This is a genomic window from Anabaena catenula FACHB-362 (genome assembly GCF_014698735.1).
In the GTDB taxonomy this organism is placed as follows: Bacteria; Cyanobacteriota; Cyanobacteriia; order Cyanobacteriales; family Nostocaceae; genus Anabaena; species Anabaena variabilis_A.
Map to the genome: position 1 here is coordinate 26,955 of NZ_JACJTQ010000045.1, position 14,096 is coordinate 41,050.

At 37.8% G+C, this 14,096-nt stretch carries 6 protein-coding genes and 2 pseudogenes; 3 read left to right on the top strand and 5 right to left on the bottom strand.

The window, feature by feature from the left end; genetic code table 11:
- Positions 1-313: 313 nt before the first annotated feature.
- A pseudogene (locus tag H6G68_RS21770) lies at positions 314-763 on the bottom strand (transposase family protein); the annotation flags it as partial.
- Positions 764-1,247: 484 nt separating this feature from the next.
- Here H6G68_RS21770 and H6G68_RS21775 point away from each other — a divergent pair.
- Genes H6G68_RS21775 through H6G68_RS21785 form a run of 3 tightly spaced genes read left to right on the top strand, consistent with a single transcriptional unit; the run spans position 1,248 to position 8,482 of the window.
- A complete protein-coding gene (locus H6G68_RS21775) occupies positions 1,248-6,410 on the top strand; it encodes an aminotransferase class I/II-fold pyridoxal phosphate-dependent enzyme (RefSeq protein ID WP_190908512.1) in 5,163 nt (1,720 codons plus the stop codon).
- A gap of 53 nt (positions 6,411-6,463) precedes the next feature.
- Positions 6,464-7,276, top strand: coding sequence for an SDR family oxidoreductase (locus H6G68_RS21780; protein WP_190908513.1), 813 nt, complete (start codon positions 6,464-6,466; stop codon positions 7,274-7,276).
- 33 nt (positions 7,277-7,309) lie between these two features.
- Positions 7,310-8,482: an MGDG synthase family glycosyltransferase gene (locus H6G68_RS21785; protein WP_190908514.1), complete on the top strand. Its 1,173-nt coding sequence runs from the start codon at positions 7,310-7,312 to the stop codon at positions 8,480-8,482.
- 33 nt (positions 8,483-8,515) lie between these two features.
- Here the strand turns inward: H6G68_RS21785 and H6G68_RS21790 are convergent, their stop codons facing one another.
- The 4 genes and pseudogenes from H6G68_RS21790 to H6G68_RS21805 all read right to left on the bottom strand — a co-directional run.
- A complete protein-coding gene (locus tag H6G68_RS21790; protein WP_242045356.1) occupies positions 8,516-9,070 on the bottom strand; it encodes a sterol desaturase family protein in 555 nt (184 codons plus the stop codon).
- Positions 9,071-9,326: 256 nt separating this feature from the next.
- Entirely contained in the window at positions 9,327-11,108 is a 1,782-nt protein-coding gene (locus tag H6G68_RS21795; RefSeq protein WP_190908515.1) for a fatty acyl-AMP ligase, read from the bottom strand.
- A 304-nt stretch (positions 11,109-11,412) separates the two neighbouring features.
- Positions 11,413-13,794, bottom strand: a complete 2,382-nt coding sequence (locus H6G68_RS21800; RefSeq protein WP_190908516.1) for an NACHT domain-containing protein — start codon at positions 13,792-13,794, stop codon at positions 11,413-11,415.
- A 33-nt stretch (positions 13,795-13,827) separates the two neighbouring features.
- A pseudogene (locus H6G68_RS21805) lies at positions 13,828-14,096 on the bottom strand (hypothetical protein); the annotation flags it as partial.

The following is a 14,096-nucleotide window of genomic DNA, read 5'->3' on the forward strand; positions in this document are numbered from 1 at the left end:
GGATTAACTGCAACTGAGCCAGGATTAACTGCAACTGAGCCAGGATTAAGGGTCTTGGCAACTTTTGGTGATCCTGGTTGGGGGAAGGCAGAAGAAAGAAAGGAAGAAGTAGTCAATTCAAGCTTTAAGTTTGTTTAAAGTAGCAACTAATATACTTTGCATTTCCTCAACTTCATTTAATAGGGGTCAGGACTTACGCAACTGGCATATCAGTAGGGTGCGTCAGACTTTATAAATCCTGTAAATAAACAGATATTTGATATCTGACGCACCATAAAATAGATCTTTAGTGTGACACTTGCGTAAGTCCTAGGGGTGTAAAAAGATTTTTGTCGGCATTTAATAGTGTATTGCGAGAAACTTTTATCCCCAATTGCTCTGATAGTCTGACCCCTGCTGCACCACCATTAGCTAAACCAATTGCACTGAGTCTTTGAGCTAAACGTAGAGTTCTTCGCGCCCAAGGTGTAGTTACATTAGTCAGCCTTTCTGTAAAAATACGCCGTTTACATCCTGTGTTGATGCAAAAAAACTTTCGCACCCGTAACTGTAAACTAATGCTATAAGCAGAAAGCGGCAAGTCTGCTAACTTACGCTCGTAGCGACTATGAATTTTGTGAGTTGGTTGGTTACAAACTGGACAATTAACTACTCTAGTGATGGCGGAAACAATCAAGTTTATCTGAGTTTTTATCTTGTCAACTTGGCAATTCTCAAGTTTAAGATTGGTTGAATCTGGTAATAGCTGAGTTAGCACCGACATAGGGCTTACTGAGGCTTATTCATCAAATGTTTGATGGAGTGAAGTTTGAAGTATCTCAATTATATCTTTCTGCCTTCTGCCTTCTGCCTTCTGCCCTCTGCCTTCCCCCAACCAGGATCACCAAAAGTTGCCAAGACCCTTAATCCTGGCTGAAACGGATGATTGCAGGCTGGTTGCATTTAATCCTGGCTCAGTTGCAGTTAATCCTGGTTCAACTGAAATTATAGTTGCAAATAATCCTGGTTTGCTCAGGTCTTGATTGCAGGTTTGGGCATTTATAATTGCAGGTCACTACACCTACCTAGATATTTGTAGGCTGCTTGACGGAATTCTTCCAATCTGGCACGTTTCATATTAGCAGGTGAGAGTTGGTAGTACTTCTCTCAGTTTCTGCTACTCGGGGGGCTGTATTCAATCAGACCTCCTTTTTTCTTCAACTTCTCCGATTTAGTCTAAACTCCAGTAAGAATAGAAGACAAATATTATGGGTATAGCATCTACATCCTTGATAGAAATTCTCAACTATAGAGCACAATATCAGCCTGATAAACAAGCTTACATCTGTCTCGAAAACGGAGAAACAGAATCAGCAAGTCTCACCTACGGAGAGTTAGACAGGCAAGCAAGAGCGATCGCAGCCCATCTCCAATCTTGGCAAGGAGAAAGGGCTTTATTGCTATACCCTTCTGGATTGGAGTTTATAACAGCGTTCTTTGGCTGTTTGTATGCTGGGGTAGTGGCGGTTCCGGTTTATCCTCCCAGACGCAATCAAAAGTTGTCTCGGTTGCTTTCTATCATTAATGATGCCCAGGCTAAGGTAGCACTGACAACCTCATTAGTTGACATTGATCAAAGGTGGGAAGAGGAAACAGAGTTATTAACCCAGTTGAAGTGGGTGGCTACCAATACCATCGAAGCTAATCCTCAAGAGTTTTTATTTAAATCAGTCACACTAGAGAGTTTGGCATTTTTGCAATATACTTCCGGTTCTACAGGAACACCCAAAGGGGTGATGGTGACACATGGAAATATCATTCACAACCAGCAGTTGATTCAACAGGCTTTTGGTCATAGTGAGCAGAGTATCGGTGTTAGTTGGTTGCCTTTGTTTCATGATATGGGATTGATTGGTCATGTCCTACAGCCTATTTATCTAGGATCTCTCAATATTTTGATGTCTCCAGTAGCTTTTCTTCAGAAACCGATTCGTTGGTTGCAGGTGATTTCTAAATATAGGGCTACTACCAGTGGCGGACCAAATTTTGCTTATGATTTATGTGTCAAAAAAATTCAATCAGAACAATTAGCTAATCTTGACTTGAGTAGTTGGGATTTGGCTTTCAGTGGGGCAGAACCAGTACAGGCAGAAACTTTGGAGCAATTTGGTCAAAAATTTGCTCTGTGTGGCTTTAACTACAATGCTTTTTATCCTTGCTATGGCATGGCGGAGACTACCTTGTTTACTACAGGTGGGGATAAAAATCAAAAGCCATTAATTCAGGGAGTTAAGGCTAGGGAGTTAGAACAAAATTCGGTAGAGGAGAGTGATATTTTATCGGTAAAAAGTCGTGTGTTTGTGGGATGTGGTCGTCCTTACATAGACACAACAGTTAGGATTGTTAATCCTGAGTCGTTAACTTGCTATGAAAAAGGGCAAGTAGGAGAGATTTGGGTATCCGGTGGGAGTATTGCCTCTGGGTATTGGAATCGTCCTGAAGCCACACAAGAAACGTTTCAAGCTTATCTAAAGGATACAGGAGAGGGACCATTTCTTCGCACAGGGGACTTAGGATTTTTCAGTAATGGAGAACTTTTTATTACAGGAAGACTAAAGGATATAATTATCATTAGAGGTCGCAATTATTATCCTCAAGACATTGAATTGATTGTGGAGAAAAGCCATCCAGCACTGCGAGCCAATTGTGGAGCCGCTTTCTCTGTGGAAGTAGAAGGAAAAGAGCAATTAGTAGTGGTGCAAGAAGTAGAGCGTACTTACTTACGATATCTGAATGTAGATGAGGTGGTCGGGGTGATTCGTCGGGAGGTCTCAGAAGCGCATGAATTACAAGCATATGTAGTAGTTTTACTAAAAACCGGAAGTATTCCCAAGACTTCCAGTGGTAAGATTCAACGTCATGCCTGTCGAAATGCTTTTTTAGCAGGAAATCTCTCTGTTGTCGGTTCTAGCATTTTAGACCAGCCTAAACTCAATTTTACAAGCCGAATTGAGGTAAAAAATTCATTTAAAAGTTCAGTATCGCTAACTGACTTCAAAATACCAAAATTGCCAATGCCCTCATCTATTCAAAGTAGTAAAAAGATATTAACTGAGGAAATGAGTAAACATAAAGCAGATGATGTGATTGACTGGCTGCGTAATTATGCTAGTCATCGGATTAATTCTCGTCTAATAGATGAACGAAGATCCATTCCTCCCCATATTGTTCTTGATTTTGGCAATCGCGGCATTATGGGAATGCAAGTATCTGAGAATTATGGAGGGCTTGCACTCAACAACCGCGATGGGATGCGTGTAATGGAACAAATTGCCGCCATTGATTTAACTCTGGCAACATTTGTTGGTGGGAACAATGCTCTTGGCATTCGTCCAATCGAGCGTTATGCCAAACCAGAATTAAAGGAACAACTATTACCTCTGCTATCTTCTGGTCGTCAAATGGCTGCTCTAGCATTGACAGAACCGAATGCAGGCTCAAATCCCAGAGCTATTTCTTCTCAAGCATTACCAGATGGTTCAGGAATTTGGCGCTTGCAAGGGACTAAAATTTGGAGCGGTTCTGCTGCTTGGGCAAGTGCGATTAATATATTTGTTCAACTCATTGACAACAATGGTCAACCTCAAGGCATTACTGGTTTTGTTGCTCTTCAGGGAACACCAGGTTTACGCCTTGGTAACGAAGCTTTAACAATGGGAATGCGCGGTATGGTACAAAATACTATCCATTTGGAAAGTGTTCCTGTAAAAAAAGAAAATGTGCTGGGTGAACTAGGCGCAGGTATGGAAATTGCCCAAGATACATTTATGTATGCCAGGTTAGGACTGGGGGCTATAAGTGTAGGCGGAATGAAGCGGATAGCACAAATTATGCATCGTTATGCAACACGTCGTACTATTGCTACAGGTTTTCTTTTAGATAATCCAGTTACACTCACCCAGTTTAGTAATTTAGCAGCAGCAATTACTGCAACAGAAACGTTGGTAGCTATGATTGCTGAATTTTTAGATAAGAACTTTTCTGTTCCAGAAGAAGTATTTATTGCCTGTAAGATAGCTGGTTCAGAATTTCTTTGGAAAGCTGCTGATACTTTAGTACAATTACTGGGAGGTCGTGGATACTTAGAAAACAACATTGCACCGCAAATTCTTCGAGATGCAAGATTGTTTCGCATCTTTGAAGGACCGACAGAAACCCTAAATATGTATCTGGGTTCTAACATTATTCATAAGCCGGAAAAACTGATTGAGTTTCTGACTAATACCTTAAAAACACCAGATGTATCAAGCAAATTAACTGATGCTGTAAATGAAATTAATACCCATTGCTTAACAACAACATCGTCTTTTTTAGAGCGATTGCAAGCACAACGTTTAGCATATAGTTTGATTGGGGAAGTAAGTACCCAGGCAATTTTACTAGCAGTGATTCGAGAAGCCTTAAACCGTAATCCCAATCAAGACTCTTTACGTCATGCTGCCTTATGGGTACAAAAACAGTTTGAGATGGCTTTATATCAAGCCTTAAATGGTATGCCAACAAAATCTGAACTGCTTAATATTAATGATTTAGTATCTAGTTATACTGAAACAATCGGTGATATTGAACAAGCCCTTCCTGGTGAAGATAATGATTTAGACCCATTATTACGTCAAGAATTAGTTATAGATTCTCTACATTCAATGACTATTAATAATTTTAATATATTAAATCAAGAAATAAAAAAAGAAACGAATAATTATCCACTAACTAATCAGTTAACTATTAAATATTCCACCTCAACATCCCGTGGCATAAATGAAAAGATACACGAGAAAGATTTCCAGAGCTTGATAGAAGATATTGCACATAGCGACAGTAGTAAGGGAGAGGATGCTGACAGTTATATTAGTAAAAACGAATCAATTAAATGTTGGTTAAAAACATGGTTTGCCAATGAGTTAGGAGTAGAAAACAGAAAGATTGCTTTAAATCAATCATTTTTTACGTATGGTCTTGATTCAGTAACGGCAGTCAGTTTGGCAACAGCTTTAGGAAGTTTCTTGAACTGTGAAATTTCACCAACAATAATTTGGGATTATCCAGATATTCAATCTCTGGCGAAATACTTATCTAATCAATCTAGTCTAGAGTCTATCCCAGAAAAATTGCCGAAGCACCATATACCAGAAATAAAACAGCTAACAACAGAAATATTACCTGAATATTATAATTTTAATCTGCATCCGAATTATCTGAATTTAAAACGAAGGATTCAGGAATTAGAACTAATAGGAGACGGTGCTAATCCATACTTTAAAGTTAATGAAACTGTAAGTAATAACACAACTATTATTGACGGACAAGAATTTATAAATTACTCAAGTTACAATTATTTAGGATTATCAGGTGATGCTAATATTAACTCAATTGTGAAAAAAGCAATTGATTTATATGGTACTTCTGTTTCCGCAAGCCGCTTGGCCTCAGGAGAAAAGCCTATACATCGCCAATTAGAAAGGGAGATAGCTGACTTAATAGAAGTCTCTGACAGTATAGCTTTTGTTGGGGGACATTCAACTAATGTAACTACAATTGGTCATTTGTTTGGTGACAAAGATTTAATTGTACATGATTCGCTAAGTCACAATAGTATTTTAGAAGGTTGCTCCTTATCAGGTGCAAAAATACTTCCTTTTTCTCATAATAACTGGCAGGCATTAGACAATTTATTAGTTACTCAAAGACACAATTTTCAACAAGTATTAATTGTCATTGAGGGGATTTATAGTGTTGATGGTGATATTCCTGATCTGCCCAAATTTATTGAGGTGAAAAAGCGTCATAAAGTATTTTTAATGGTTGATGAAGCACATTCGATAGGTGTTTTAGGAAAACAAGGACGTGGTATTAGCGAATATTATAGAGTAAATCCCAATGATGTGGACATCTGGATGGGAACTCTGAGTAAATCTTTTGCCAGTTGCGGTGGGTATATAGCAGGTAGTAGTGCTTTAATTGAATACCTCAAATATACTGCTCCAGGATTTGTTTATAGTGCCGGTATGTCTCCAGCTAATACAGCAGCAGCTTTAGCAGCTATTCAAGCTCTCAAAGCTCAACCAGAACGCTTGGTAAATTTACATTCCAGAGCAAAGCTATTCCTAGAACTTGCACAAAAATACCAACTAAACACAGGATTTAGTCAAAACACGCCAGTAATTCCTATTATTATAGGTGACTCATTAAAAAGCATAAAACTTTCTCAATCTTTGTTCCAACGTGGTATTAATGTTCAGCCAATGATTTATCCATCAGTTCCAGAAAATATGGCTAGGTTACGCTTTTTCATAACTTCCAGTCATACAGAAGAACAAATTATTTTTACTATAGATGCTATTGTTAAAGAACTAGAAAAATTGCAGAATTAGCTATCTGTTTTGACTCAAAATTTAATCCTTTATTTAACAGATTAATAATCCCCATGCAATTTTATCAACAACATGCAATTATTACTGGTGGTTCTAGCGGGATTGGCAAAGCGATAGCAATTATGTTGGCCCAGCAAGGAGCGCACATATCCATAATTTCTCGCCATCAAGACACACTGGAAACAGCCAAAGCAGAAATAGAAGCAGTAAGAGCAGATTCAGCACAACGCATTCTTTGTATTTCCGCAGATGTAGCACAGCAAGCTCAAATTGAACAAGCAATTACCAAAGCTACTGAGGAAATAGGTACACCAGACTTATTAATTACTTCTGCCGGAATTGCCCACCCAGGTTATTTTCATGAACTTCCCCTGCAAGTATTTGAAGACACGATGGCAATCAATTATTTTGGTACTCTTTATGCCATCAAGTCAGTTTTACCATTGATGATGCAAAAGCAGCAGGGACATATTGTGATCATATCTTCTGGCGCTGGACTAATTGGGATTTATGGCTATACTCCTTACAGTCCATCTAAATTCGCTTTACGGGGGTTAGCTGAGTCATTGCGAGGAGAGTTAAAATGCTTGGGAATTTATGTTTCAATTGTCTATCCTCCCGATACTGATACTCCACAGTTAGCAGCAGAAAACCTGACAAAACCTACTGAAACCAAGTTGATCACAGGTACGGCTAAAACTTGGAGTGCTCAAGGTGTAGCAGAAGTAATTTTATGCGGTATTAAAAGAAAAAAATTTGCAATTACACCTGGACTAGAAATGAAATTATTACAAGTTTGGCATAGTTTGCTGGCTCCAATACTTAATTGGTACTTTGATGGAATTGTCAAGAAAATACGCAGATAATTTTGCAAAAAAAAATTCTATTCAAATATTGTCATGTTAACATTAAACAATCAAAACCTAACAGAACCTATCAGAACTCTAGTCTTAACTTCTAGTAGTGGAAATGGACATAATGCTGCTGCTGCCGCTTTTACTGATTGGGCTAACTATTTATTAGGCTCTCAGATAGAAATTAAGATTGAACATTTACTAGAAAACTCTAGTCCCATATTAGCAAAAGCAGTTGATTTTTATAACTATCTTCAACGAAATGCACCTTGGTTTCATCACGCCTACTATAACATTATCGAACTACAAGAACTAATTAATCCGGGGACAGTTTCTTTAGGTAGAGACTACTATATTCAACTACTTAATGATTTTCAACCTCAAGTTATTATTAGTGTTCATGATGCTCTAAATAAAGGATACTTTGAGTTAGGAAAACAAATTATTGGTTCTCATTTACGTTGTATAACCTATTGCTTAGAATTTCAAGGAGGCTACGGTTTTAGTCGCAATTGGGTCAATCATAATGCAGATTTATTTTGGGCACCCACAGAAGAAACTACACAAGCAGCAATCTCTTTGGGGATGAAACCTGAGAGAGTGAAACTTTTAGGAAATATCTTGCCTCGTAATTTTTATAATCCTCCTCTAGATGAGATAGAAAAAAACAATATTTTAGTTAAGGAATTAGGTTTAAAGACTGAAAAATTTACATTATTGTTAGCCACAGGTGGATCTGGTGCTCAAAACCATCTTGCATTCTTAAAGAATTTGGTTACCTTAAAAAATTATTTGCAAGTTATAGTGCTGTGTGGTCACAATAAAAATGCTATGGAGCAGGTAATAATATGGAATCAACAAAATTCAGATTTAAATTTATGTATTTTACCTTTTACAGATAAAATGTATCAAATTATTCAAATTTGTGATGCGATAGTCACAAGACCTGGAGGTAGAACTTCTTGTGAGGCTCTACATCTTGGGTGTCCTATTATATTTAATGGCTTAGGTGGAATTATGCCCCAGGAATTATTAACAGTAAACTTTTTTAAAAATCGAGGTATATCCGCTACTATTTATAGCTCTAAACAATTATTATCAATTCTTCAAAAATGGATTTTCCAACCAGACAATTATTCAGAAATCCACAATAAAAATTTATTGTCTAAACAAAACTTTAGTCCAGAAACAATTATAAAACAAATTTTTAATCAATAATTTTTTTAGGCTCTTATTTCGGCAAAGGTATTGTTACCACCACTTGATATCGAAATACCCTTTTTCTGGCTGTAACAATTCCTCTTCTAAAGATTCTACAAGCTTGTATTGCTTGTAGGTGCCAAAGACTCGATCCCAGACATCCATCGCCAAACCAAAATTGTGCTGCTCCATATTGTACTTGTGATGTATGTAGTGAGTTTTAGTCCAGAAACACAGACTGGGATTTTCATGCTGCAACTGGTGCGAGTAGGCTGAAAAAGCTGCATAGACCAATATGCCCATAGACCAGATCAAACCTGCTTGTATGGAAATTAAAAATATTGGACACATAAAAATGGAAACCCCTCCTGCATATTGCAGAAACTCCCAAATCACTCCTTGTCCAGTATTGCTATGGTGGTGTTTGTGATGTGCCTTTCCAACCATATGTAATTTATGCATCGAGCGATGCACCCAGTATTCAATTAAACTGCCAAAAATTAAGGCCCCGACAAAGTAGAAAACTACAACCATAAAACTTGCTTTGGATATGGGTTCTGTAAACAATACTGTAGCCAAAAAAAGAGTCTTGATAATTTTTGGCAAAACTGTCCAAAATAAGTATACATAAGCGTTTCGAGCAAAAGGTAGTTTGTCACCTGAAACCCTTATCCTGCTTTCAATACATTAAAAAACCCTAGTGGGAAACCTTAAAGGAATTTTTAGGACTGATTGTTTTTGCCAAGCCTTAGATAAATGGGAGTTAATGGTTAAAGCGTCATCATCTCACCCTCGTAAATTGGCTACAGTATTGGTAAATATAGCAATTTTCAACTAAGTAGTCTATTGACCTGGCACTTTATTAATTTGTGTCAACTTCAAATAATTTATTGAGCATACTATTTTGCTCTGCTTTAAGAAATCGCCATTCACCTATCACATCCAAACTTCCATCTAAAAATCTAGTTCGACAGATATGGCGCTGAATTTTGCCACTGGAAGTTTTGGGAATACTGCCGGTTTTGAGTAGCAACACGGCATATATTTCTGCAACGTGTTCTGTCGCTACTGCCATTCGGATGGCTTCGACTACCTCGTCAACATTTAGATTCCGCAGGTAGCTACGCTCAACTTCTTGAGCAATGACAAGTTGCTCCTCACCGTCAATCTGAACTGCGAATACTGCACCACAACCATGACGCAGTGCAGGATGGCTTTGCTCTACCGTTTGTTCGATGTGCTGGGGATAATGATTATTACCCCAGATTATAATTATGTCCTTTAGCCGACCAGTAACAAACAACTCGCCATCTAGCAAAAAGCCCAAGTCACCAGTGCGTAAAAATGGACCTTCACCGCTATCAGCCAGGTAGGCTTGGAAAGCTTGAACTGTTTCTTCTGGTCGGTTCCAATAAGCTTTGGCTACACCTGGACCTGACACCCAAATCTCTCCCACTTGTCCAGTTGGACATAAAGTTAAAGATTCGGTATCTACAATAACGACTTTTGTACCCAACCAGGGTTTGCCACAGCTGACAATTGCTTGGGTACTCTCTTGCTTTTCGGGAGCGATCGCGACTCGGTGTTGCTCAAGGGCAGCTTTTTCAACGTATTTAACAGTGGGTGGAGATGTTTTCAGCCCTCCAGAAATGAATAAAGTAGTCTCAGCCATCCCGTAGCAAGGGTAGAATGCTTCAAAGCGAAATCCGCATGGCTCAAACTTGGTAGTAAACTGCTTTAGTGTTTCAGCCCGGACAGGTTCAGCACCATTAAAAGCAAGTTCCCAACTACCCAAGTCAAGACTTGCCCGTTGTTCGGGGGTAACTCGATGAATACACAATTCATAAGCAAAATTAGGTCCTCCACTAGTAGTCACTTTATAGCGAGATATAAGCTGTAACCAGCGGAAAGGCTTTTGGATAAATGCTACTGGAGATATAAGGATGGACGGTATACCTAAGTACAATGGCTGTAACACATTCCCAACAAGTCCCATGTCATGATATAAAGGCAACCAACCTCCAAAGATAGTTTTTTCACTATGCTCAAAGGCTTGTTGGATCATTTGCTCATTATGCAGAATATTGTCATGAGTCACCTGCACTCCTTTAAACGTCCCTGTTGAACCGGAGGTGTACTGGAGATATGCTAAGGTGTTGCTACTTACCACTGGTTCCTGCCATGACTCTGCTAAATCAGTGTCAATGCTATCAGTAGCAAGCCAGCGTAACTCTGCTATATCTGAAGTTTGAACTGATTCACGCTCTATGACGCTTAACAAATTTGTAGTGGTGAGTACAAGACTGGCCTCAGTATCTGCTACCATCCATTGTATTTTAGACATTGACTGCTGGGGGCGAGGGGGATAAGTAGTAACAGCTACAACCCCAGCGTAAAGGCATCCTAAGAAACCTGCTATGAACTCTAAACTAGCCGAGAAAGGGTAAAGCAATAAGGCTCGGGTGTCAGTCGCTTTGAGAGTTTGAAGTGTGGCTGCGATCGCTCGTGCTTGTCTGTCTAATTCTTGATAAGTTAGTCTGTTTGACTCTGTTTCTCCATCTAAGAGAAAAGTAAAAGCTATTTTATCAGGTTGATTCTGCGCTCGATAGCGTAGCAGTTCCACTAAAGTTGCTAACTTCTGCATTGATTGTTCAGATCCTGTATAAGTTAGTACAGCGTTTTTAGTGTTGCATAAATGCGGAATGAATTACAAGCTGAAAATATCTAAACTTCGTGCCAAAATACATGAAACCATACCATACTCCAGCAACGCCGCGTTTCTCAATATAGTGAGTTACAATAACAACAATGAATAAAACAGTTACGGATTTAAGCGATTCAAGATACAAGCTGATGTTTTTGTTTTAAAAGCTTATTTCTAAGAATCAAACTGTGATTGTAATGTTTCTACCCTAAAATTAACGTTTTTCTAGCTATCTTGCCCCTCTTTACATCCTAGCAAAATGTTCCAATAGCATTCGGTGGAAAAAGATATAACTACCCCCGATTTGATTCATCAAACGACGAACTGAAACGAAGTTAAGAAATTTTTCATAGTTTTTGGGAATACAACCTTTCTTGTAAAGCATCTGACGCAGGATGAAGTGTTGAAGGCAAACCACACCCGAACTTTCATTAGCTCCTAACCCACCGAGTAATCCTACAGCTAAACCAAGACATATTAAAACTGGGTTGAAATGAAATGAAAAATCCATTCCCCAACCAACAAACATAGCACTAAAAAATAGAGCGCAGAAAGTTATTACCGTGTATCTTAATGACCTTTTAATTCCTTGATTAGGAATTGAATCTTTTAAATCTATGCTATTTTTTCGTACTCTAAAACCACCTATAAATAGGCCAACAATCATGAAGATTATCGTTACATAAATAAAATAATAAAATTTATCAGATAAAAAAGTGTTTGGATTCTCTATGTATAGTCCTAAAAATGAAGTTCCACCACCAAATATGCCAAAAAAACCGACATATTTAATCATTCTCTTTACGTCTAATTCTATACTGTCTACGGGTTCAATGCTTGTATCTATTGAACTAAAAATAGCTCCACCGAATATTGCACTCAGATATATTGGAGTTATTGGAATCGGTTGATGAAGAAAATAACCGATAAAATAAATTGATAATGCAAATATAATTCCTGATATTACCCCCTTTCTTAACCTTTTGGATTGTAAATATCCTGAAGATAAAGAAAGCAGCCCTACAATTACTCCATATATTAGTCCACTTAACAATCCAATCGCTATGAATTGTACTGAAATATTTATTTCTGTAACCTGTTTATTATTCAGAAATGCGGTATAATAATATATGAAATATGTCCCTGCAATAATTCCAAGAATGACGCATAATATTAAGCTTATTGCAATACGATATATATTTATATCGTTTTCTGAAGGCAAGTACTGAGGTTGGATTTGTTCGATCTGAAAAACTGATTGAGACATTTGTTTTGCCAACCAATTTAGCCAATGTAGCACGTCATTTTGGGAGTATTCTGAAGTAGCAGCACCTTTACGTAGCTTCCTATTGATGTAATCATCAAATAGATTTTTATTCCGATCGCTTGTTGATTGCAGTCGTGATATTAAATGTTCAAAAGAATCTCCCTGGTATGCCTCACTCATGAAGTACAAAATCAAAGGAGTTCGAGCAAACTGTTCTAGTTCCGCATTGCTTTTTAATAGCTTATTTAACGCTTCCAAAAGACCACCATATTGGTCTAAATACTGATACACTTGCTCTAATGAGTAAGGTTGTAGGCAAAGGGCACTGCTGATCTTTAAGCGTTGTTGGAGAGCGTCATACTCTTCCAATCTGCTACAAACCGCAACTTCAGTTTGGGGAAAGTTAACAAGAAAATCGTTCAATTTACTGACACAATTGTTACGATGCCTTTTTTCGACTTCATCCAGCCCATCCAGCAATAAGATAAGCTGTTGTCCACGAATCCATTTCTCACTCAAAGACTGGGAAACTTGATATTTGTCTCGTAGTTCATCAATCAACCAATCAAATATATTTTGGTTCTCCGCCCAAGAAGACAGATTAAACATAATAGGCATCGCTGAATACGAATTATTCTTACTGTCTTCGAGCAGACGTTCTGCCAGTTGCAGAAGTGCGATCGTCTTTCCAGATCCTGCCTCTCCCAAAATCAACAGCGTTCGACCTTGTTTTTGCCCAATTTCCTCAAAGGTCTGCGTGTTTTTTAGTGCTTTATAGGACTCATTCAGGTTGAATTCCCGGTTAGGATTAATGATAGGAATATTACCATCCTCTAAATCTAGGGAAGGATAGAGAAATCCCTTGATCCAGGATTCGTTCACTTTTTGCAAAACTCCCTTGCGTTCTTTTTCGTTCAGTTTTTTTTGCTTCAGTTCTTTTGGATTCAATTCTCTTTCATTGATTTTCTTTCTCTGAGCAGCATTTTTTTGAAACGAAAACTGTCCAAAGTTGTCATAAGCATCCCTTGTTTGTTCCTTGTATTCCTTGCACTCGATTTCCTCTTGAACAGAAGTCTTCATTTCCGATAGTCTTTTTTGCTTATTTCCTCCAAATTCATTTTCTAATTTATTAAATAGTAACTTAAGAGAAGTTGTCTTCTCCATTTCAAATAAATGATCAACCAGTTGAAGAGCAAAAGTGTCATTATTTGGGTTATTAAAAAAATTAAGTTTATTAGCTTCAATTTCAATAGATATACAAAGTCCCTCTCGCTGATCTAATGCACAAAATCCGCTCTTTACTAAAAAGTCAGCAAGTTCGCGTTTTATTTCCTGTAAATTATTTATGTTAGAAAACATAGTTTTAATTTTTATTTATCACTCACCTTCGCATTAGTAATAGCGTAATTTTGCTTTGATAGACCTCAATATTTCTGCATTTTTTCCTTCCTTAAATGCTGCTTCTAATTCATTAAATAGTAGCTTAAGAGAAGTTGTCTTCTCCATTTCAAATAAATGATTAACCAGTAGAAGAGCAAAAGTGCTATTATTTGGGTTATTAAAAAAATTAAGTTTATTAGCTTCAATTTCAATAGATATACAAAGTCCCTCTCGCTGATCTAATGCACAAAATCCGCTCTTTACTAAAAAGTCAGCAAGTT